Source organism: Campylobacter sp. BCW_4321 (genome assembly GCF_001763075.1).
In the GTDB taxonomy this organism is placed as follows: Bacteria; Campylobacterota; Campylobacteria; order Campylobacterales; family Campylobacteraceae; genus Campylobacter_D; species Campylobacter_D jejuni.
This window is the reverse complement of sequence record NZ_MJYA01000003.1, coordinates 80,476-100,838: the sequence shown is the minus strand read 5'-3', so window position 1 is coordinate 100,838 and position 20,363 is coordinate 80,476. Positions and strand designations below refer to the sequence as shown.

Genomic DNA, 20,363 nt, shown 5'->3' with positions numbered 1-20,363 from the left:
ATTATTATTTATAAGTATCATTGATTTTTTCATTTCTTTCTTTGATAGCAGTTCCTGCTTTTTTCTCAGCTGCGCCTGCTGCTTTTTCTACATCAAATGCCAGTCCTTCTGATTCAACTTTAGCAGGAGCATTTCTTGTTTTCAAGAAACCTTGATATCTTGAATTTAAATCGTCTATGGCTTTATTGTGATCAGTCATAACACCTCTTGGATCATAATAATTATGTTTTGATTGCTCGTGTAATCCATTTGAGAAGGACTGCAATAGAGATTAAAATTGCATATTAACTTGCAATCAACTTAAAGTTAAGTTGTAGTCAGACAAAAAAAGAAATCCGTTCCAAACCCTATAAAATAAGCATTTAATAGCAAAAATACTTACAAAAATTTATTAAAATATAATATAATTATGTTATATAAATAAGTTAATATGAAAGAAATAACAATGGATAAAGTAGAAGTAAAACTTAAAAAATCAAAAATGACTACAACCGAAAAACTCATACTTACTCTTTGGCTTTCTTGCGGAGTTGCAGCTATTGTTTTGCTTTTGGTATATTTAAAAATTATCACTAGCTTTATAGGTATTTTAGGGCTTTTATCTGTATCTAGTCTTGTAATTGCTTTTGTATTATTCCTTGCTAAAAATATAAAAATAGTTCCCTATGATGAGAAAAAGCATAGAAGAAAAAGTAAAATCGCAGAATATATAAGAAGCGGACATTGTAAATACAAACATATATTCGGTGCTATACGAGATCACTAAGCCTAGCTAAAAAGCTAGACTTATTTTTTACTCATAGCATAAAGGATTTTGTTGTAAAATTGGAAAAACTTTTTATTTATGTAAAATTACATAAATAAAACAGCCAAAATATAATATAAAAAATTCAAAGAATAACAAAAATAGTTATTTTAAAAACCAACAAATCTTTATGCAGAATGATTTTATATTCTGTTGCAAAATTTTAGTTGGTAAATAGCAACCAGTAAATATTATCTGTTTTAATCCTTAAAAATTAAATAATTAAACGAATTAAGCTCATTTATAATTATTTTTTCAACATCTTTTCTTAAATCAACAAATAAAGCATTTACATCGATCTCATCTAAGTTTTTTTCTGCCCATTCTATAATATTTCTTTTGTCTTTTTCACTTAAAACTAAAGAGTATAATTTGATATTTTTTAGAGAAATTTTAAACTTCTTTAACATGCTTATAAAATCTTTTTTACTCATTGTTGTGTGACTTAATTCTATCTTGTTTAAGTGCTTGATAAACAAGAGAAGAATTAAAAGCATTTTCTCTCCGTTTCCATTCCAGCTTTCGCTTAATTTCTCTATAAATCCTACGCCTTTGAGAGAACGAATATGTTTAGATATTTTTTGAAGCTGCATATTTACAATGTTTGATTTTAAAAAATCATTTAAGCCATTTTTTATCTGTAATTCATGTGTAAGTCTATTGTAATTTCTAAGATTTCTATGAAATTCCACATCCGCTAAATTATTTGCTAGTAGCTCATTTGGACTAATTTGAAAATGCTCACATATTTTTAGTATTATAGGAAGTGTAATGTTGTTATACCCTTTTTCCCACATACTTACTGTTTTTTGTCCTACGTTTAAAATTTCTCCCAACTCTTGTTGTGTCAATTTATGTTGTTTTCTTAAAAACTTAATATTTTCTTTTATCATAATAGAATTATCCTGTATAAAATTATTAAAATATTAAGACATTTTTCTTAAAAAAAAAATAAAAATTTATATTATTTTAAAAAAAAGAATTTATAATTCTAAAAAAGGATTAAATCATGGAAAATATAAAAAAATTTTCACTCAAATTAGAAAATTTTCATTCTTGTCAGGAATCATGGCTCTTAAAAAATTTGATTCCAAAAGAATCTTTGGGCTTGCTTTACGGTAGTAGTGCTAGCGGAAAGACGAGTGTTTGTTTGTATTTTTGCAAGGAAATTTTAAAGAAAGATAATGAAATTAGAGTGTTTTACATAAATGCAGACATGGGAATTTCGAGTTTAAAAAAATATGGTTTTGCAAATCTTCTTGAAAATTTTGTAAATCGTTTTTTTTTAATTGACTTAACGTGTTATGATAAAAAATTTATGCTTTTTGAAAATATATGTGATGAAATAATAAAAATTCAAAGTAAGTTCAATGTATTTATGATTGTTGATTCTCTAAATTGCGTTACCAAAAAAATAGGAAGATTTATAGATCCCAATTATTTATTTTCAAAAGAGAAAATAATTCGAAAAAGAGGTGGGACTGTGCTTTTTATTCATCATTTAAATAAGAGCGGAGTTTTTTCTGATAGCCACCAAATCGTCGACTACGCCGATTTTAGCTATAAGTGTGAGTATAATGAAGAAATGAATTCTATTTTATTAAAACCAGAAAAAATTGGAAGATTTTTGCTTGAAAAAATAGCATTCAAAGTTTTAAATTTTAGCAATTTAGAAAAAATGGAATTTGATAGCGTTGAGATGAGTTCTTATGAGATCGAGTTTATAAAAACTGTTTTAGAGATTTTAAAGATGGGTCGTTTTAAGCAAAATGAATTAATCAACCTAGTCTTAAGAAATTGCAAAAGATATGTCGGTCGTGAAAAGGCAAGAAAACTTTTGCAAGAATATGCAAAAAAAGGAAAATGGTGCATGCTAAAAAATCGTTTTGATAACAATTCGATTTTTTATTACTTAAAAAATGAGGAAAAATAATGGATAATATAGTAATTTGCAAAGCTAGTGATCTTGAAGATATCTTTAAAAAGATTTTAAAAGAAAATGAATTAATCAAGAATAAAACTGATGAAAATTTAAATGTACAACAGGCTTCAAACTATTTAAAAATAAGCACTTCAAAACTTTACAAGGATTGTAATTTAGGAAAAGTTCCTTTTTGTAAAATTGGCAAAAAACTTGTTTTTAAAAAAGATGATCTTGATGAATATTTAAAACTTAATAGCTCTAAAAATAGTTTAAAATTTTAATCACACTTAACTAAAAAACCGAAAAACCTAAAAAACCATTGTAAATTAGTGTTTTTCAGTTTTAAAATTACTAAAAATAGCATTTAGAGTACTATTAATAGTTTCATTTTTAATATTTGCATATCTTTTTGTAACTCCTATGCTTGAATGTCCTAATGTTTCTCCAATAGCTTCTAAAGATATACCCATATTAATACCTATATATCCTATTAAATGTCTTAAGTCATGCAATCTAATAGGAGTTTTTAATTTTTGATTTATTTTATCCCAATGCCATCTTATATCTTTATAGGGGTTTCCATCTTCTTTAATAAAAATATATCCTTTATTTTTTACTCCAATGCTTTTTAAAGCTTCTATTTGTAAAGAACTTAACGGAAATTGTAAGTTTTTCCTTGATTTATTTTGGCTTGAAGGTAAAAAATAAATTTTATTAGCAAAGTCAATATTGTCCCATTTTAATGTAAGAACTTCACTTTTTCTTCTTCCATGTAAAAGAAATATAAACATAGCTCTTATCATTAAATTTTCATAATTTATAATAGCTTTATAAAGAGCATTTCTATCCTCATCATCAATAGTAAAATATCTTTTGTTATCAAATTTTTGTATCTCTATTTCTCTTGCTATATTTTTTTCTATATAATCATTTTTAATAGCAAATTCAAATACTGGAGAAAGTATATCTTTTATCGTTTTTGTTGTTCTTGGAGATTTACCTTGATCAATCATTTTATTGACAATATTTTGCATATCTTTTAATTTGACTTGTTTTATTTTGATGTTTCCTATAATATCTTTTATATGTGCATTATATGAAAATATGGTTACCTCATAATGTTTTTTAGAAATAGTATTTTTTCGCATACTAATCCATTCTTCAAACACTTCATTTAGTTTAGGTTCTTTAATTTTAAATTTCTTTGCAAATTTTCCATTAATTCTTTGTAAGGCAATTAACTCACAATTCTTTTTAAGGGTCTGGGTGTTATTTAAAATAGGAAATATCTCATAATTTGATTTTTTTCCTTCATAATATCTTATAGCCAATTCGTATGGTATAGTTAATCTTCTTTGTAATTCTACTAAGCTAATTTCTTTTATATCCTCCAATTTCTTATCTTTGTCTATAAAATATATACCCTTGTATTCTTTTATTTTTACTAGATTTTTCAAGATATTCCTTTTTTGCTTTTAATTTACGCAGAAAATTTTATTATTTTTTACATAATATAAAATTAAAAATATACTAAAAATAGTATCTCAAATGAATTTTAGTGGTAGCGGTTTTGGTAGCGGTTTTTTTCTCAAAATGGTATAAAATAATGCTATTTTTAAGATAAACTTAAACAATAAAACGCCTATTTTTCAATACTTTGATAAAAAATGATAACAAAACGCATTAGGCTTAGGATCTGGTGCAGCAATGCGTGAAGGTTCAAGTCCTTTCATCCGCACCACTTACTTTTATCATTTTCAAACAAGAGTTGATTTCTCATAAATTTTTATTTCATTTTAAAATTTCTTATGATTGTTAGATAAAATGCAAATTTAATTTAGATAAATTTAAAAATTATCTTGCAAAAGATTTGAAAAATAATTAAAATATACAAAATTCAATTCAAGGAGATAAAATGAAAAAATTAGGTTTAGCGTTAGCAGCTTTAGTTGCTTTAAATGTGTCAGCATTTGCAGATTTGATAGTTATTAATAAAAAAGATTTAGTTCCAGTTTCAGCAAGTGAAATGCAAAACAAATATTTCCAAGAGAGCATCAAACCAATTATAGGTCAGCCACTTTTTAAAAAGGCAACTTTTTATGAAGCAGATATTGTTGCAAAAGTTGATCCAAGAACTTATAAAGTAACTCAAAGTAATATAAAAGACTATTATTCAGATAAAAGCAAATATGTTTATTATAAGACAGTTCTTATATTAACTAGCGATGGTAAAAGAGCTAAGCTCTCTACTCTTTCTTGCGAAATTGCAAGTTTTGATAAGAAGGGGTATTTATGCGGAGGAACAAGCGATCATAATTATTCTATTAAGTAAATATTGCAAATAAAAATCCGCCTTGAGTTTTCACTCTTGGTGGAAATCCACTATTAGAACATACTATGAAAAAACATAGTAAGTATAAAGTATATCTAAATTTTAAGCTTTTTAAGTTAAAAAATTCTAGTTTTTTTTAAAATCGTTTTATCTTTTATATCTTTGCCGTAAAGACAAAATCAGCACCCATTAAAAATCTTTTTCTTGATTAAATTTTTGTAAATTCATTTTTAGTGTTAAAAATGTGATGGTATTAACTTTATAAAAGTATTATTACATATTTTTTACTTAGGATAGCAATTATGAAAAAAACAATTTTAACCATTCTTTTTTTACTCACTCTTACGCAGGCTAAGGAAATACAAGTTTATGAAAGTCCTACTTGTGGCTGTTGTGATCTTTGGGTTGATTATATGAAAGCTAAGGGTTATGAGGTTAGTATTCATAAAACCAATGATTTTCTTAAAATCAAAGAAAAAATGGGTATAAAAGATGAGTATCAAAGTTGCCATACGGGTGTGATCGAAGGCTATGCTATTGAAGGGCATGTTCCTGAAAGTGCCATAGCATGGTTGCTTGAAAACAAACCTAAAGATGTTATAGGAATTTCAGCTCCTGGCATGCCGCAAGGAAGCCCAGGAATGGAACAAGGTTATAGTGAAAAATATCCTGTAATTTTGATGAAAAAAGATGGAAGCTATGAGCTTTATGGATATTTTATAGGAGATAAAAAGCTTTAAAGTAAATTTTTAGCTTTTTACTTTTTTGATTTCTTTTTCAAGTATGCTATAAGGAGTTAAGCCTATGAATTTTTCATCCATTTTTCCTTCTTTGAAAAAACTAAGCACAGGTACTCCATATATTTCCCCAATGGCACTTGAAAGGTATTTAGCTGCTCTTTTTTCATAAAACATTGCTAAATTAGATAAACCTTTTTCATCAGCCCAAGCTTTTGCATCATTTGCATCATTTGCATCGCCTAAAACCACAAAGATATTAAAATCATAATTTTTAGCCAAATTCTGTAAAATAGGAATTTGTTCTTTACAAACTCCACAATCTTTTGTGAAAAATATTAAGGCAAAATTTTGTGCTTTATCATTTATTTTTAGGCTTTTTTCAAAACCATTGTAGGCAAAATTATAGGTTTTATCACTATTTAAAGCTTTAAAATTTTCTCCACTATCACAAGCTACAAAAAATAAAGCTATGATTAAAGCAAAGAAATAAGCTTGGATTCGAAAAATTCCCATGGTTTTTCTCCTAAAATTCTATCTTTTATCATCCCATCTTTAATGATGATGGTAGTAGGGGTTGCAAACACAGCATAACGATCATTGGTGATTTTAAGATCGTCTTTTAAAACTTTTACATTTTTAAAGTCAAATTGTTCGGCTAAAACTTTAACCACATTGGCATTATCGATGGAATTTATAGCATAAACACTGATTTTATTGGGGTGATTTTGTATGAATTCATCCAAAGAAGGGAGTTCTTTTAAACAAGAAGGGCAGCCATTTTGAAAAAAGACTAAGACTTTTAAACTTGTATTATCATCAGCAAGTTTTACAGCTTTTCCTAAAGTATCTTTAGCTGAAATTTCAGCGCTTTTTTCTCCAACTTTTCCAGTATCTTTTGAATTTTCAAAAGAACAAGCATTGAGCAAAAACAAAATGCTTAAGATTAAAAGGCTTTTTTTCATTTTAACACCCCATGTTGTAAGATAAGGGTTCGATCTGCGAATTTGGCTAAATCAGGATTGTGTGTGATTAAAACTATGGTTTTACCTTCATTTTTTAATTTTTGCAAGGTTTGAAGAACGATTTGTTCATTGGCTTCATCCAAATTCCCTGTGGGTTCATCTGCGAGTAAAAGCTCTGGGTTGTTGATCAAAGCTCTTGCTATACAAACTCTTTGTTGTTCCCCGCCACTTAATTGGCTAGGTAAATGAGTGAGTCTATGTGAAAGTCCTACTTTTTCAAGAACCATTTTAGCATCTTCTTCATCTACGCTTGAGTGATAATACTGAGAGAGCATAACATTTTCTAAGGCGTTAAGATAGGGGATAAGATGAAATTGTTGAAAGACAAGTCCTATTTTTTCACGACGCAAGGTGATTTTTTGCTCTTCATCCATTTGCTCTAGGTTTTCATTGTCTAAGATATACTCCCCAGAGCTTGGAGTATCCATGAGTGATAGTATGTTTAAAAGCGTTGATTTTCCACTTCCTGATGGACCCATGATGGCAAGCCATTCTCCTTCATAGACGCTTAAGTTGATATTGTTTAAGGCTTTAACTTTGCCAAATTCTTTATTTAAGTTGTTTATTTTAATAAGTTCTTTTTTCATCATTCACCTTTCAAATTTTCACACACATTGATTTTTAATGCTCTTTTTATAGGAAAAAATGCAGCCAAAAAGGCAAAAATCAAAGAAATGATTAAGGCTATAAAAACAGCTATAAATCTAAAATCAATACTAGAATTAAAAATCAAATAACCAAAGACATTGGCTAAAAATATCCCACAAAAAGCTCCGATTAAACTAGCAAAAAAACTTACTATAAAGCATTCACTAGCAAAAAGTTTAAAAATTTCACTTTTTTTTGCACCCAAGGCTAAACGCAGTGTGATTTCTTTTTTGCGAGAAAATATAATAGAACTTAAGGTCGTATTAACGCTAGTGGTGACTATGATCAATACTACAAGTATGATTAAAAACATTAAAGCTTTGATTTTTCCAAGTACTAAACCTTCGCTTAAGGATACTGAAGATATAGGTTTTGCATCGATGAATTCATTGTTGATTGCTTGTGTTTTGGCTTTAACTTCATCAAAATTTCCATAAACTACAGCATTAGCATAGTTAATACCGGCTCTATCGCTTAAATTTTGCACCACGCTTAAAGGGGCTAAAACAATGCTATCAAATTCATCATTGCTTGAAAGTATGCCTTTTATGGTAAGTTTTATGCTTTTTCCGTTGTTTGGATTGTAAATTTGAAGTTCATTGCCTGTTTTTAGGCCTAGTTGCTTGGCTAAATTAACCCCTAAAAAGGCTGAATTTTCATCAAAATCATTTAGAGAAAAGCTTCCTTCTTTAACTTCTAAAAAAGGTTTAGTGATTTTTAAAGCCCTAAAATCAGTGCCTAAAACCACTCCGCTTGTACTACCTAAATTTAAAAAATCATACAAAAAAGGAGTTAAAGCTCTAGCCTTTAAATTTTCTTTTATTTTTTCATACTCAGCATTGGAGATAAAATTTTCATCCTGCTTCGGGCTTATCATTACATTTGCTCCATAGGCTTTTAATTCTTTAGAAAGTTTGGTGTCAATATCAAAATAAATATTTAAAAAAGCTGAGCAAGTAAGTGCTCCTATAAAAACACTTAAAACTATTATAAAAAGTCTTTGATAAGAAAAGCTAATGCTTTTAAAAAGCTCATTAAGGAAAAACTTATCTACCATAAAGCACTCCTGCAGCTGAAAGTTGTGTGATATTTTTGATAGGAAGCAAGCAACCTAGCAAGGCAATAAGTCCTGCAAAAATAAAGCTTAAAGGTAAAGCTACAAAGGCTATATCAATAAAATATCCAAAAATGCTAAGGCTGATGATTTGAGAAAGTGCTGTGCCAAAAATAAAGCCAAATAAAGCAGCAAATAAAGCTACGATTAAATTTTCACTAGCAAAGATGAGATAAATTTGAAAAGTATTAGCACCAAGTACTTTTAAAAGTCCTATTTCTTTTTTTCTACGATGAATTTCAGAACTCATCAGACTTGAAATCGCAATACTTGCAACAATAAGACAAATAATACAAGTAATGCCCATTAAGGATTGGATCTTTTTAACCACCAAGCTTTGAGCATCGCTTATAGCATTTAGAGCTTTTGCATCAGCACCTGGTAAGCCATCACTAATTTGACTAGCGATTGAGCCTACATAAGCTGAGCAATACCATTTGTCATATTCTAACTGATCTAATTTTTCTTCGCCCATGCGACGCACTTTTTCAGAAAGGGCTGATTCAGGTATGGTAAAAGCTCTTACTTCTGCACTTGAGTAAAGCCCTTGTTTGTTGAGTAAATCTTGAGCTAAATTTAAAGGAGCGATGATTTTATTTGACATTTTAGGATTGGCATGAAGTAAAATGCCTACGATTTTTGCTTCTTTGCTTTGATTGTTTTCTCCTATGAGTTTGATAGTATCTCCTAATTTTAGTTTATTGTTTTTAGCAAAGTCTTCGCCTAGCATGATTTCATTGCTATCATCTTTTGCACATTCCCCTTGGACTGCTAAATAAGGATAAAGACTTTTTATACCTGTGATAAAATCATCATCATCTTTAATTTTTATGGCTTTTTGAAAATAAGTGCCATAAATAAGTGCTTTTTGCTGGGAGTTTTCAATTGCGATTTTACCTTCTAAAAAAGGAGCAAGTGCGGTGATGTTGTTACGCCAATAAATGTCTTTAATCATATATAAATTTTTTTCTTCTAGGTAGTTTTTGTTTTTTAAGGGTTCATAAAGTTCATTACCTATTTCTATACTAAGGCTTGAGCCTTTGGGTAAAACAAGGATATTAGAGCCATAGCTTTTGAGTTGTTTAGTTACTTCATCGCCTATACTTAGGGTAATATTTAGCATAGTAGAGAGTAAAAGCGTGGCTAAAAAACAAGTAAGAAAGGCTAAAAATTTTTGAATTTTGTTTTTAAATATAGAGTTAAAAATCATTTTAGCCAACATCGTTTCTCCTTTGGATTAAAAATTGGGCTTCGTTTTCTTCTACATATTTTGCAGGATCTTTTTTAAATTCTTCATAGTTGTTTTGATTTGAAAAATAATAAGTAATCCCTTTATAGCTATAAGAAAAAGGAGCTTGGGTGTTTATAATTTTTGTTTTTGATACAGGATCTTGCACTTCGATTTCTTTGATTTGACTAAAATAATTAGATCCTGCTATTACATCTTTAACATCTATGGTGATTTTTTTACCATCGTATTCGTATTTGAGTGGGATAGGATTGCAACCCCCGCTTTTGCCTACACTAGGCAAGAAAATACGCACATTGCAAGAAATGCAAATGAGTTGTCCATCTTTTTTGATATAGCCCATATCTCCACAAATCATACAAGCATCAAAAACAGCTACAGGAGAATCCTTATCTTCTCTTTTGTTGATAAGAAAAAACCTTATCACTTTGCCTTCAGCACTGATATAAGCAAAGCGGTGGAGTTTGTTATCCCTTAAAAGAGCTATATCAAAGATAAATTTGCCATTCTTATCGGGTAAAATTTCTTTAGGCTCATCTATGGTTAAAGGCTTAGAGCTTACCATAAAAAAGTATAAAACAATGCAAAAACTTATAACACAGGAGATAAAAACACTGGAAAAATAGCGATTAATAAGACTTGTTTTAGCTTCATTTTTGCGATAATTTATATCTAAAATTTGTTTTTTGCTTATATTTTTTTTGCGAATTTTTAAGCTTAAGAATGCTAAAAAAGTGATGAAAATTAAATAAACATAAATTCCAAAAACACCAAAATAATTACTTTTTCCTACAAAACTCACCAAAAAAGCATGAGTTTCTATGATGGAATTTCGCATTAAAGTAAGCAAGATATTGGCTAGAGCTTTATCGCTTTCTATAAGGATAAGCAGTAAAAACAGCATAAAGCTTGTTTTTTGATTAAAATTTTTTTGCCATTTTAAAAAGAAGAAAATCAAAATACAAACAAGCAAGGCTAAAGCAATAAAACCTAAAGAGCTTATACCTTCGCTATCGATTAAAGAGCTAGTAAAAATAGGGAAATCTTGACTTAAAAAATAATAATGCAAAGCGGTGCAAAAACTTAAAATTCCTAATAAAATAAAATTTAAAATTTCAATTTTTTTCCAAAAATAAAATATAAAGCTTACTAGCAATAAACCTATAAAAACAAAATCAAAATTAAAGATTAAATTTTCGGTTTTTAAAAATTGTGCCGCGATAAAAAAAGCAAAATATCCAAATAAAAAGCCCAAAAAAACTACTAAAAAACTTTTAAAAATATATTTTTTATCAGGAGTGATAAAGGCTATTAAAATACTTAGTGGCAAAACACTGATAAGAAAATGCACAAAATATATACTCATAATTTACTCTTTAAACATTGTTATTTTAATTTTTTCAAATAAAAATAAAAATATTTAAACACTCGGAAAATCCGAGCGTAAAATTATTTTGGCGTGCCTGTGTATTTGAATTTATAATCTACTTTAAAAGGCTCAAACCACTTGCCCACGCCTGTTTCTTCATCAACATGGCGTCCAAAACCTTGTTTTTCTGGATTTGAGATATAAAAAGTAAGTTCATAATTTCCTACGCCAAAGCCACCTTTTTTATCTTTTTCCATAGCAATATTTGCACCATAGTGAGGACCATCATCAGCCACCATAGGCATCAAAGTTCCACGTTTAATTGCACCTGTGTCGGTATTTTTAAGTTCATAAGCTATAGTTAAATAAGGCATCCAAAAACCTTCTGGAAAACCATTTGGATTGTTTTTAAGTGCGTGAATGTCAGCTTCTAGGTGAATATCTGCTAAAGATGCAGCTAAATCAATACCTCTTGGCTCCATTTCAATAGGTTGTAAATAAACAGCGGCTATTTCCATGCCATTAAGTTCTTTTGGATCGCCGATCGGCACTTCGCCTGCAAATAAATTTGTACTAATAACCGCAGCTGCAGCAACTACTGATAAAACTTTTTTTATCATGATTCTACTCCTTTTTTTGAAATTTGTTTTGTTATTAAAATGCCAATAATTAGCATGATCAAAACTATAAATTGAGGGATTAAGGTTTCATAGTAAGGATAAATTCCAAGCCATAAAATCGGTTCAAAATTCATAGGTATAAGACTAGGAATGATGACTTTTCCTTCTATGAGTTCAGCTATGCCTTTGCCTGTAAAAACAAAAACCATGTAAAAAATAATGTAAGAAGTGATATAGAAAAATTGTTTTACAGGTATGCGAATGGCTCCTGCTTTTAAAAGAAAATATAAAACAATAAGTATTAAAATTCCAAGTCCAAGCCCACCAAAAACAGCACTAAAATCAGTGCTTGTTTTAGCATCAAAAAGCAAGGCTTGATAAAAAAGCACAGTTTCTGCACCTTCTCTATAAACAGCTAAAAATACGGTGATCCAAAGGGTTTTTGCACTATTGTTTGATATAGCATCTATAGCACCTTGTTTGATAAAGCTTGTCCATTTTTTATTTTGTGCGTTTGAAAGTAGCCAAAAGCCCACATAAAAGAGTAGTAATACGGCTATAAGCATGGTAATACCCTCTATAAGCTCTCTACTTTGTCCTGCATTTTCTTTGAATAGCCAAGAAACTCCAAAAGCGGTAATAAAACTTAAAATCACTCCTGTAAAAAGAGCACTATAGGCGATATTTAGACGATTTTTGTTGCCACTTTGCACAAGATAAGAAACAATGGCTACAACGATAATCAAAGCTTCCAAGCCTTCACGCAAAATAATGCCTAAAGCCCATATAAACAACGAATAAGGGGTGGAATCTTGAATTTTATCTACACTGTTTGCTATGAGTTGTTCTAAGTCATTAAAAGTAGCTTCAAGCTCTTTTTTATCTGCACTTGCTTTAATCAGTGCTACGCCTTTGGAAAATAAACTTTCTATTTTAAGTTTTAAGCCGCTATCTACAGCACCGATTTTATTTTCCATACCGCTTGCTTCAAAAGTATCTAGATAAATTCCTTGCAAATCATCTACTATAGAAGCGCTAAAGCCATCATAATGTTTCAAAATTCCATCTAAGGCAAGTTTGATATCATTAGAAACTTTGGCATAATCTTTGCCTTTTGTTTCATCATTAAAGCCTGAAATTTGCAAACTTGAAAGTTCTGAATTTGGAATTTGTAAGAAAACATCAAAAATTTGTTCTTCTATGTTATCTAAGCCATTTCTTAAGTCTTTTTCATCTATTTTTGCATCGTTGATTTGGCGTATAAGGGTGCGTATGGCTTGTTGAATTTTTTGATCGTTTCCTGCTTTGGTAAATTTATTTACTAAAATTTCTACTTTGGTATTGCGATAATCACTAAATAAGGCATCATTTAAAAAATCTTTACTAGCTTGGTAGTTTTTTTCTTTAAAAGCATTAGCTGCCTGTGAAAATTTGGTAGAGATATTATCTAGTATAAATTGCAATCTTGCGTCCATTGCAGCAGCAGCTTGTAAATCAGCGCTTGCATTATCATCTGTAAGTTTGCTCGCATCGTTGTTTGTAGGTGTAGGAACTTGGGTGGTTAAAGAGCTTTGTGCTAAATCTTTTTTATCCACGCCCATCATTTGTGCGATTAAAGCTTCTGCATCAGCTTCGCGTTTGGCATTGGCTTCTAGGCTTGATTTTTCAGCTTTAGCCTTATCATAGTTTGTATCGCTTGCTTCTGCTTTTAAACGATATCCATTTTGTAAGATTGGGGCTACTTCATCAAGATCATAATAAAAACTATCAATTAAAGCATTAATTTGTGTTAAAGGAGCTTCATCTTTATACATGCGACGCAAATTTACAAATTTACGCTCCATGGTGATGGCTTTTCTTCCTATGTTTCTTCCTATAGGGCCTTCCATATTTTCAAAATGTTGAAAATACGCATCTTCGCTAAGCTTTTTAGCACCTAGATTATCACCCTTTTTGTAAGTTTCTATGCTTTGTTTTAGCATATCTTTGATAAGATTTGCTTCATTAATATAATCATCTACTCTAGCAAAAGCTGAGCTTGATAAAAAAATACTTACAATTAAAAATATAATTTTAAAAATTTTCATTATCATTACCCTTGGTTTTTGATAAAAATAATATTTATTATCAAAATAAATAATGGCTAGTATAATATTAAAAATCTTAAATAGAACTAAAAAATAAGCTTTTGTATCGATAATATTTTTTATTAATTATATTTAAGATATATTTTAATAAATTTTTAAATATATCTTATTTTTGTGATTTAATATGGGTTGTTTTTAAGTATCGCAAGGCTTTCTTCTAAGCTATGCACTTTGGGATATTGTTTTTGTATTTTTAATTTTTCATTTTTTAGTGTTTTAAAAGCTTAATAAAAATCAAAAAATCATTTATTGCGTATTCTTTAAGGAGATATAGCTATAGTATATTTTAGACTAAGCAGATATATCCAAAAGTTTATCTTTTTTGTTGGTATCTGTGTTTGTAGAATCGCTATTGTCTTTATTTACTTCTTCTTTCTCAGCTTCAGCTTCTACTTTCTCTTTTTTTTCTTGAGATTTTAAAGAAAAATCTATAGTTTGCCTATTTACTTCACTTTTGCCAAAATTTGTGGTATCCATAACGCCACAAGGTGTTACCAGTATCATTTCATTAACCTCTTAGTTTACAATGTTTACTAAACTTAAGATATTTTTTTCATTTTTTTCTTAAGTTGTAATTTTTGATTATATTATAAATCGTATAAAATAAGATAAAACTTAAATTTATTGAAATAAATTTTTATCCATTTAATTCACTTTTAAAAGTACCAACCATTTATATTTTGCTTATTGTTTCATAGTGTAAAAATTTTTAAAATAGGATTTTATCTTAAAAAATTTATGATTTTTAATTTCAGATATTGGTTTCCTTGAAAAATTTTAAAAAGTTTAGTAAAAAATATTAAGTTTTAAAAATATCATCCGATTTAAATAAAGTCTTAAGACTCAATCTAAAAGGAGGATAATATGGTTTCAGATGTTTCTATGGGTAATGCTAATTTAATGACTGCTGTTAATACTTCAGTTTTGAAAAAATCTATGGACACAAACGAGGCATTGATGAATGAACTCATCGAAGGTATGGAAGGTGTCTCTCAAGCCTCCGCTCCACAAGTTTCTAGCTCTAGTGGTTTGGATATTTACGCTTAAATATCTTAAGAACAAGCTTAAGAACTTGTTGGTATCTTGAGCTTGTTTTTTTAAATAATTATTTCTTTAGTATTTTTTCGTTATAATTTTGCCATTTTATTTATCGTATTAAATTTTTATAATATTTATTTAGGAGCAAGGATGCAAATGATAAAGAAGATGGTTTTAAGTGAAACTTTCCCTGGTATTTTGCTTATATTTTTTACATTTTTAGCCTTATTATGTAAAAATTCTTCTTTAAGTGTTATTTATACAGATTTTTTTCATGCTAATTTTACAGTAGGATTTGATCATTTTCAAATTTCAAAGTCGTTGGATTTATGGATAAATGATGGTTTGATAGCTATATTTTTTCTATGTATAGGGCTTGAGTTAAAATATGAAATTTTACGCGGACAGCTTAAAAATATAAGAGCTGTGTCTTTACCTATATTTGGAGCTTTTGGGGGTATGATTACTCCTGCTTTAATTTTTGCTACTATTAATTATTCCCATGATTTTGCTATGAAAGGTTGGGCAATACCTACAGCAACTGATATAGCTTTTGCAGTAGGCATTTTGATGCTTTTAGGAAATAAAATTCCTACAAGTTTAAAGCTTTTTTTACTTTCTTTAGCTATTTTTGATGATTTGGGCGCTATTGTTATTATTGCTTTATTTTATACAGATCAGCTTTCAGCTTTGGCGATTATTATTTGTTTGTTTTGTATATTTGCTCTGCTTTTGTTAAATTATTATCACATCACCCATCTTTCTTTGTATGTGTTAGTAGGTGTTGTATTGTGGATAGCTATGCTTAAAAGTGGAGTACATGCGACTTTGGCTGGTGTGATTATTTCTTTATTTATACCGCTTGATACAAAAAATAAAAAACCTTATTTGCATGAAGTTCTTAAGGATTTAAATCCTTGGGTGGTTTATTTTATCTTGCCTTTATTTGCTTTTGCTAATGCTGGGATTGATATCAGAGATATGCATCTTGGTTCAGTATTTTCACCTGTAAGCCTTGGAATTATTCTAGGATTATTTTTAGGAAAGCAACTAGGTGTTTTTACTTTTTGTTTTATTGCTATCAAACTTAAGCTTGCAAAACTACCTGAAAATATTAAATATGGAAAATTTTATGGTATATGTATTTTAACAGGCATTGGTTTTACGATGAGCTTATTTATTGATGGTTTGGCCTATAAAAATAGTGATATTTTTGAACATGCGGATAAACTTGCTATTTTAATAGCTAGTTTTTTAAGTGCCATTGTTGGTTTTATTTATCTTAAGATTGTTAAATGAATAATATAGTACATAAATTAAAAACTTTAGTTTTAAATGAGGCTTTTGGTGGTGTTTTACTTATAGTTTGTACTTTGCTTGCTTTGCTTGTGCAAAATGGATCTTTTAGCGAACATTATCGAGAATTTCTAAATTTAAAAGTCGGATTTAGTGTAGGTGAATTTGAGCTTAATAAACCTTTTTTGCTTTGGATAAATGATGGGCTTATATCTATATTTTTCTTTGCTATAGGGCTTGAGCTTAAGAAGGAATTTTTGCATGGGGATTTTAAAAATCCTAAAAATATTGTTTTACCTTTTATGGCTGCTTTAGGGGGTATACTTATACCAGCAATGTTGTTTGCTTTGGTGAATATAGGAGATGCTTATACCTTAAAAGGTTGGGCTATACCTACAGCTACAGATACAGCGTTTGCCTTAGCGATTTTAATGATGTGTGGTAAGCATATTCCATCAAGTTTAAAAATTTTCTTACTTTCTTTGGCTATTTTTGATGATGTGGGTGCTATTTTAATTATAGCTATTTTTTATACGACAAAATTATCAATAGTTGCTTTTGTCGTTGCAGGAATTGCTATTTTGGTAATGCTTGTTTTAAATATTTTAGGAATAACAAGAAAGTCTTTTTATTTTATTTGCTCAGTTATTCTTTGGATTAGTGTTTTAAAAAGTGGTGTGCATGCAACTTTGGCTGGAATCATAACAGCGTTTTTTATACCGATGCAAACTAAAAATGGAGAAGCATTTTTAGAAGAAATTTATGAAAGTCTAAAATTTTGGCTCACTTTTGTTATCTTGCCTTTATTTGCTTTTGCTAACGCTGGGGTAAATTTATCCAATATCGATATGGGAGCAATTTTTTCAGGTGTAAGTATAGGTATTTTCTTGGGGCTTTTTGTGGGTAAACAAGTGGGTGTATTTTTGTTTTCTTATTTGGCAATCCGCTTTAAATTTGCAGCCTTGCCCCAAGGTTCAAATTTGAAACAACTTTATGGGGTTTGTATACTTACAGGTATTGGTTTTACAATGAGTTTGTTTATCGATGGCTTGGCGTATGAAGTCAGTGATATTTTTAATTATGCAGATAATTTAGCTATTCTTATAGCTTCATTTTGTTCTGGGATTTGGGGTTTTATTTATCTTAAATTCTTTGCTACTCGATCTTAAGGGGACTGATGAGGCATATTTTTTTCATCATCACGATTGTATTCTTTATAAGTGGATGTAGTTTTTATCAGAATTTAAACTATACTCGTCCGATTTATAATACAAATAAAGAAACAAAACTTAAAACTATAGCAAATGAATGGAAAAAAACTCCTTATGTTTTAGGTGGAACTACTAAAAAAGGTGCTGATTGTTCAGGATTTACACAGAGTGCATTAGCTCAGCTTAATATACGCATACCTCGCACTACAAAAACTCAATTAGGTTCTGGGAGAAAAGTTTCTAAATCAAAATTGCAAACAGGAGATTTGGTATTTTTTAAGACAGGTAGAGGGCCAAATGGTATGCATGTTGGTATTTATACGAGCAAGGGAAAATTTATACATTTATCTACTAAAGGTGGAGTAAAAGAAGTCGAGTTAAATAGTTCTTATTGGAAGGCTCGTTATATAGGAGCAAGAAGGTATTAAAGTGAAAATAGGTGTATTTGATAGCGGAGTAGGGGGGCTTAGTGTTTTAAAATCTCTTTATGAAGCTAGACTGTTTGATGAAATTATCTATTATGGAGATACCGCAAGAGTTCCTTATGGGGTGAAAGATAAAGATACTATTATAAAGTTCTGTCTTGAAGCATTGGAATTTTTTGAACAATTCCAAATTGATATGCTTATCATTGCATGTAATACTGCTAGTGCTTATGCTTTAGATGCTTTAAAAGCAAAAGCACATTTTCCAGTATATGGTGTAATTGATGCAGGGGTTGAAGCAACGATAAAAGCTTTACATGATAAAAATAAAGAAATTTTAGTCATTGCAACAAAAGCAACCATTAAATCAGAAGAATACCAAAAGCGTTTATTATTTCAAGGATATACAAATATAAATGCTTTAGCTACAGGGCTTTTTGTGCCTATGGTTGAAGAAGGTATTTTTGAAGGAGATTTTTTGCAAAGTGCTATGGAGTATTATTTTAAAAATATCACAACTCCAGATGCTTTGATACTCGCTTGTACTCATTTCCCTTTACTAGGTCGTTCTTTAAGTAAGTATTTTGGCGATAAAACAAAATTAATTCATTCAGGAGATGCTATAGTTGAATTTCTTAAAGAAAGAGAAAATATAGATTTGAAAAATCATAAAGCAAGATTGCATTTTTATGCTTCAAGCGATGTTGAATCTTTAAAAAATACTGCTAAAATTTGGCTAAATTTATAAGGAAATAAAATGATAGAATTGAAAAAACCAGATGAAATAGAAAAGTTAAGAATAGCAAATCAAATTGTAGCAAAAACTTTAAATTTTTTAGAGAATGAAATTAAAATAGGAATGAGCTTAAAACAAATCGATAAAATGGCAGAAGATTATATTTTAAGCCTTGGCGCCAAGCCATCATTTAAGGGACTTTATGGTTTTCCAGGTGCCATTTGCACATCTTTAAATCAAGTTTGTATCCATGGAATTCCAGATGATAAAATTATCAAAGAGGGTGATATTTTAGGTCTTGATGTGGGAAGTTTGATTGATGGGTATTATGGGGATGCAGCAAGAACTATTGCTATAGGAGAAGTTTCACCCACTGATAAAGCTTTAATCTCTTGTGCTAAAGACGCGTTATATCATGCTATAGATATTATTCATGATGGAATGCGTTTTAAGGAACTTTCAGCTGCTTTAGGCGAATTTATCCATGCAAGAGGTTTTGTCCCGCTTCGTGGATATTGTGGACATGGTATAGGACGAAAGCCCCATGGAGAGCCTGAAATTTTAAATTATTTAGAAAAAGGTGCGAGTGCAAAAAGTGGCCCTAAAATTAAAAATGGAATGGTGTTTTGCATAGAGCCTATGATATGCCAAAAAGATGGAACACCAAAGCATTATAATGGAAAATGGGATGCTGGAAGTATTGATGGGCTTAATGCGGCTCATTATGAACATTGTGTTGCTGTGATTAATGGGCGTGCTGAAATTCTTTCTATGATATGATATTAAATTATAAAAATAATATTTTTTTCTTAAAATTCTAAAAATTTAAAATTTTTTAAATAATATTGTAGTAATATTCTTTAATAATTTAAGTTACTAAATGATATTTTTATAGCAGATTAAGTGTTTTTAGAATAAAATGTCACATCGTATTAAACTAAAACATAAATATGGTTTAGATAATTTAATAAAAATTGTTAAATTATCTAAATATTTATTTTAGTTTAAAGAGATCTTTTAAGATCTCGTTTGGGTTAGGCTATTTCCCTCCCCCTTTTTATTCGTAGCCTAACTCTCTTTTAGAGTTTGGAAAATCTCTTTAAGCTAAAATATATTATATTTGCTTAAAGAGAACAAATGATTACTATTCTTATTTAAATAAATTTTTAAAATCCATTGTAGAGTTATAAATTCCAGCATTATCCACAGTTTCGCCCATGGTGATTGCAGTTGCTAACTCTGATAGAATGATTTTTATTTCATCTCTTTTATCTTGTATATAGGCTAATACACCTTCGTAATTACTTGTTTGAAGAATTAAAAGTGGATTAGCAATTTCAAATTCAAAAAGTTTTTTACCAACATAAACATTGAAAATATTTCCAAAAAGGGCTGTTCCCATGAAAGAGCAGTTTTGTATAAGTTGTGATGCTGTGGCATCAAGAGTTCTTTTTTGCATATCATCTGAATTTTCATCTATTCTTTCTAGAATGCTTTTTTCTATTTTTTTTAAAGACATATCAAGTACTTGAAGTGCTCCTATAAAATCATTTGCATCATTGATTTGAGAGCAAATTTGATTTGCTTTAAATTCATTCACGCTTTGAATTTCGCCTAAGTGTTTTTTAAATATATCTAAATCACTTTTCATTGTTTACCTTTCAAAAATATTGCTAAATATTTAAAA

24 protein-coding genes and 1 tRNA gene are annotated in these 20,363 nt (G+C 29.2%); 12 read left to right on the top strand and 13 right to left on the bottom strand.

Going from position 1 to position 20,363, the window contains the following annotated elements:
- Positions 1-4 precede the first annotated feature (4 nt).
- Positions 5-199, bottom strand: a complete 195-nt coding sequence (locus AJN58_RS00780) for a hypothetical protein (RefSeq protein WP_070291909.1) — start codon at positions 197-199, stop codon at positions 5-7.
- Positions 200-445: 246 nt separating this feature from the next.
- Between AJN58_RS00780 and AJN58_RS00775 the strand changes: the two genes are divergently transcribed.
- Positions 446-766: a hypothetical protein gene (locus AJN58_RS00775; RefSeq protein ID WP_032704054.1), complete on the top strand. Its 321-nt coding sequence runs from the start codon at positions 446-448 to the stop codon at positions 764-766.
- A 239-nt stretch (positions 767-1,005) separates the two neighbouring features.
- Here the strand turns inward: AJN58_RS00775 and AJN58_RS00770 are convergent, their stop codons facing one another.
- A complete protein-coding gene (locus AJN58_RS00770) occupies positions 1,006-1,698 on the bottom strand; it encodes a helix-turn-helix domain-containing protein (protein ID WP_002807530.1) in 693 nt (230 codons plus the stop codon).
- A 116-nt stretch (positions 1,699-1,814) separates the two neighbouring features.
- Here AJN58_RS00770 and AJN58_RS00765 point away from each other — a divergent pair, with 116 nt between their 5' ends.
- Complete coding sequence (locus tag AJN58_RS00765) at positions 1,815-2,738, top strand: AAA family ATPase (RefSeq protein ID WP_002822189.1); 924 nt, start codon at positions 1,815-1,817, stop codon at positions 2,736-2,738.
- Positions 2,738-3,010: a helix-turn-helix domain-containing protein gene (locus AJN58_RS00760; RefSeq protein WP_002807532.1), complete on the top strand. Its 273-nt coding sequence runs from the start codon at positions 2,738-2,740 to the stop codon at positions 3,008-3,010. The genes AJN58_RS00765 and AJN58_RS00760 overlap by 1 nt, the downstream gene beginning before the upstream one ends.
- Before the next feature lie 45 nt (positions 3,011-3,055).
- Here the strand turns inward: AJN58_RS00760 and AJN58_RS00755 are convergent, their stop codons facing one another.
- Positions 3,056-4,186: a tyrosine-type recombinase/integrase gene (locus tag AJN58_RS00755; RefSeq protein WP_002807533.1), complete on the bottom strand. Its 1,131-nt coding sequence runs from the start codon at positions 4,184-4,186 to the stop codon at positions 3,056-3,058.
- A 107-nt stretch (positions 4,187-4,293) separates the two neighbouring features.
- Here AJN58_RS00755 and AJN58_RS10020 point away from each other — a divergent pair.
- From AJN58_RS10020 to AJN58_RS00740, 3 genes are all read left to right on the top strand, one after another.
- A tRNA-Leu gene (locus AJN58_RS10020) sits at positions 4,294-4,470 on the top strand.
- Positions 4,471-4,644: 174 nt separating this feature from the next.
- A complete protein-coding gene (locus tag AJN58_RS00750; RefSeq protein WP_044779907.1) occupies positions 4,645-5,061 on the top strand; it encodes a hypothetical protein in 417 nt (138 codons plus the stop codon).
- Positions 5,062-5,363: 302 nt separating this feature from the next.
- Positions 5,364-5,801: a DUF411 domain-containing protein gene (locus AJN58_RS00740; protein WP_044779906.1), complete on the top strand. Its 438-nt coding sequence runs from the start codon at positions 5,364-5,366 to the stop codon at positions 5,799-5,801.
- Between the two features lie 9 nt (positions 5,802-5,810).
- On the opposite strand, the gene AJN58_RS00735 is transcribed toward AJN58_RS00740, so the two are convergent.
- The 9 genes from AJN58_RS00735 to AJN58_RS00695 form a co-directional block, all read right to left on the bottom strand.
- The gene (locus AJN58_RS00735; protein ID WP_070233505.1) at positions 5,811-6,314 is read right to left on the bottom strand and encodes a TlpA family protein disulfide reductase; all 504 of its coding nucleotides are present in this window, start codon (positions 6,312-6,314) and stop codon (positions 5,811-5,813) included.
- Positions 6,275-6,763: a TlpA family protein disulfide reductase gene (locus AJN58_RS00730; protein ID WP_002851267.1), complete on the bottom strand. Its 489-nt coding sequence runs from the start codon at positions 6,761-6,763 to the stop codon at positions 6,275-6,277. Before AJN58_RS00730 ends, AJN58_RS00735 begins: the two co-directional genes overlap by 40 nt.
- Positions 6,760-7,413: an ABC transporter ATP-binding protein gene (locus AJN58_RS00725; protein ID WP_002860103.1), complete on the bottom strand. Its 654-nt coding sequence runs from the start codon at positions 7,411-7,413 to the stop codon at positions 6,760-6,762. Before AJN58_RS00725 ends, AJN58_RS00730 begins: the two co-directional genes overlap by 4 nt.
- On the bottom strand, positions 7,410-8,528 hold the full coding sequence (locus AJN58_RS00720) for an ABC transporter permease (RefSeq protein WP_070287494.1): 1,119 nt from the start codon (positions 8,526-8,528) through the stop codon (positions 7,410-7,412). The genes AJN58_RS00725 and AJN58_RS00720 overlap by 4 nt, the downstream gene beginning before the upstream one ends.
- Positions 8,518-9,807: an ABC transporter permease gene (locus AJN58_RS00715; RefSeq protein ID WP_070291908.1), complete on the bottom strand. Its 1,290-nt coding sequence runs from the start codon at positions 9,805-9,807 to the stop codon at positions 8,518-8,520. The genes AJN58_RS00720 and AJN58_RS00715 overlap by 11 nt, the downstream gene beginning before the upstream one ends.
- Positions 9,797-11,200 (bottom strand): Fe-S-containing protein, encoded by a 1,404-nt coding sequence (locus tag AJN58_RS00710; RefSeq protein ID WP_070277996.1) that lies wholly within the window; start codon positions 11,198-11,200, stop codon positions 9,797-9,799. Before AJN58_RS00710 ends, AJN58_RS00715 begins: the two co-directional genes overlap by 11 nt.
- Before the next feature lie 83 nt (positions 11,201-11,283).
- Positions 11,284-11,823, bottom strand: coding sequence for an iron transporter (locus AJN58_RS00705; RefSeq protein ID WP_002778842.1), 540 nt, complete (start codon positions 11,821-11,823; stop codon positions 11,284-11,286).
- Complete coding sequence (locus tag AJN58_RS00700; RefSeq protein WP_070291907.1) at positions 11,820-13,910, bottom strand: FTR1 family protein; 2,091 nt, start codon at positions 13,908-13,910, stop codon at positions 11,820-11,822. The genes AJN58_RS00705 and AJN58_RS00700 overlap by 4 nt, the downstream gene beginning before the upstream one ends.
- 351 nt (positions 13,911-14,261) lie before the next feature.
- Complete coding sequence (locus AJN58_RS00695) at positions 14,262-14,474, bottom strand: hypothetical protein (RefSeq protein WP_002862290.1); 213 nt, start codon at positions 14,472-14,474, stop codon at positions 14,262-14,264.
- Between the two features lie 360 nt (positions 14,475-14,834).
- On the opposite strand from AJN58_RS00695, the gene AJN58_RS00690 reads away from it, so the two are divergent.
- The 6 genes from AJN58_RS00690 (at position 14,835) to map (ending at position 19,456) form a co-directional block, all read left to right on the top strand.
- Complete coding sequence (locus tag AJN58_RS00690; RefSeq protein WP_002856010.1) at positions 14,835-15,017, top strand: YjfB family protein; 183 nt, start codon at positions 14,835-14,837, stop codon at positions 15,015-15,017.
- 141 nt (positions 15,018-15,158) lie between these two features.
- Positions 15,159-16,307, top strand: a complete 1,149-nt coding sequence (gene nhaA / locus AJN58_RS00685; protein ID WP_032603391.1) for a Na+/H+ antiporter NhaA — start codon at positions 15,159-15,161, stop codon at positions 16,305-16,307.
- Positions 16,304-17,473, top strand: coding sequence for a Na+/H+ antiporter NhaA (gene nhaA, locus AJN58_RS00680; RefSeq protein ID WP_070277993.1), 1,170 nt, complete (start codon positions 16,304-16,306; stop codon positions 17,471-17,473). The genes nhaA (AJN58_RS00685) and nhaA (AJN58_RS00680) overlap by 4 nt, the downstream gene beginning before the upstream one ends.
- Positions 17,474-17,481: 8 nt before the next feature.
- The gene (locus tag AJN58_RS00675) at positions 17,482-17,943 is read left to right on the top strand and encodes a C40 family peptidase (protein ID WP_002862288.1); all 462 of its coding nucleotides are present in this window, start codon (positions 17,482-17,484) and stop codon (positions 17,941-17,943) included.
- A gap of 1 nt (position 17,944) precedes the next feature.
- The gene (gene murI, locus AJN58_RS00670) at positions 17,945-18,688 is read left to right on the top strand and encodes a glutamate racemase (protein WP_002862287.1); all 744 of its coding nucleotides are present in this window, start codon (positions 17,945-17,947) and stop codon (positions 18,686-18,688) included.
- Between the two features lie 9 nt (positions 18,689-18,697).
- Positions 18,698-19,456 carry a type I methionyl aminopeptidase gene (gene map / locus AJN58_RS00665; protein ID WP_002856112.1) on the top strand — a complete coding sequence of 253 codons (759 nt, stop codon included), beginning with the start codon at positions 18,698-18,700 and terminating at the stop codon, positions 19,454-19,456.
- Positions 19,457-19,826: 370 nt separating this feature from the next.
- Here the strand turns inward: map and AJN58_RS00660 are convergent, their stop codons facing one another.
- The gene (locus AJN58_RS00660; protein WP_002862286.1) at positions 19,827-20,327 is read right to left on the bottom strand and encodes a flagellar FLiS export co-chaperone; all 501 of its coding nucleotides are present in this window, start codon (positions 20,325-20,327) and stop codon (positions 19,827-19,829) included.
- Positions 20,328-20,363: the final 36 nt, after the last annotated feature.

Bases quoted from the DNA above. Each gene is read 5' to 3' on its own strand.
- AJN58_RS00780 (WP_070291909.1), bottom strand. From the start codon at position 199: ATGACTGATCACAATAAAGCCATAGACGATTTAAATTCAAGATATCAA.
- AJN58_RS00775 (WP_032704054.1), top strand. From the start codon at position 446: ATGGATAAAGTAGAAGTAAAACTTAAAAAATCAAAAATGACTACAACC.
- AJN58_RS00770 (WP_002807530.1), bottom strand. From the start codon at position 1,698: ATGATAAAAGAAAATATTAAGTTTTTAAGAAAACAACATAAATTGACA.
- AJN58_RS00765 (WP_002822189.1), top strand. From the start codon at position 1,815: ATGGAAAATATAAAAAAATTTTCACTCAAATTAGAAAATTTTCATTCT.
- AJN58_RS00760 (WP_002807532.1), top strand. From the start codon at position 2,738: ATGGATAATATAGTAATTTGCAAAGCTAGTGATCTTGAAGATATCTTT.
- AJN58_RS00750 (WP_044779907.1), top strand. From the start codon at position 4,645: ATGAAAAAATTAGGTTTAGCGTTAGCAGCTTTAGTTGCTTTAAATGTG.
- AJN58_RS00740 (WP_044779906.1), top strand. From the start codon at position 5,364: ATGAAAAAAACAATTTTAACCATTCTTTTTTTACTCACTCTTACGCAG.
- AJN58_RS00735 (WP_070233505.1), bottom strand. From the start codon at position 6,314: ATGGGAATTTTTCGAATCCAAGCTTATTTCTTTGCTTTAATCATAGCT.
- AJN58_RS00730 (WP_002851267.1), bottom strand. From the start codon at position 6,763: ATGAAAAAAAGCCTTTTAATCTTAAGCATTTTGTTTTTGCTCAATGCT.
- AJN58_RS00725 (WP_002860103.1), bottom strand. From the start codon at position 7,413: ATGATGAAAAAAGAACTTATTAAAATAAACAACTTAAATAAAGAATTT.
- AJN58_RS00720 (WP_070287494.1), bottom strand. From the start codon at position 8,528: ATGGTAGATAAGTTTTTCCTTAATGAGCTTTTTAAAAGCATTAGCTTT.
- AJN58_RS00715 (WP_070291908.1), bottom strand. From the start codon at position 9,807: ATGTTGGCTAAAATGATTTTTAACTCTATATTTAAAAACAAAATTCAA.
- AJN58_RS00710 (WP_070277996.1), bottom strand. From the start codon at position 11,200: ATGAGTATATATTTTGTGCATTTTCTTATCAGTGTTTTGCCACTAAGT.
- AJN58_RS00705 (WP_002778842.1), bottom strand. From the start codon at position 11,823: ATGATAAAAAAAGTTTTATCAGTAGTTGCTGCAGCTGCGGTTATTAGT.
- AJN58_RS00700 (WP_070291907.1), bottom strand. From the start codon at position 13,910: ATGAAAATTTTTAAAATTATATTTTTAATTGTAAGTATTTTTTTATCA.
- AJN58_RS00695 (WP_002862290.1), bottom strand. From the start codon at position 14,474: ATGATACTGGTAACACCTTGTGGCGTTATGGATACCACAAATTTTGGC.
- AJN58_RS00690 (WP_002856010.1), top strand. From the start codon at position 14,835: ATGGTTTCAGATGTTTCTATGGGTAATGCTAATTTAATGACTGCTGTT.
- nhaA (WP_032603391.1), top strand. From the start codon at position 15,159: ATGCAAATGATAAAGAAGATGGTTTTAAGTGAAACTTTCCCTGGTATT.
- nhaA (WP_070277993.1), top strand. From the start codon at position 16,304: ATGAATAATATAGTACATAAATTAAAAACTTTAGTTTTAAATGAGGCT.
- AJN58_RS00675 (WP_002862288.1), top strand. From the start codon at position 17,482: ATGAGGCATATTTTTTTCATCATCACGATTGTATTCTTTATAAGTGGA.
- map (WP_002856112.1), top strand. From the start codon at position 18,698: ATGATAGAATTGAAAAAACCAGATGAAATAGAAAAGTTAAGAATAGCA.
- AJN58_RS00660 (WP_002862286.1), bottom strand. From the start codon at position 20,327: ATGAAAAGTGATTTAGATATATTTAAAAAACACTTAGGCGAAATTCAA.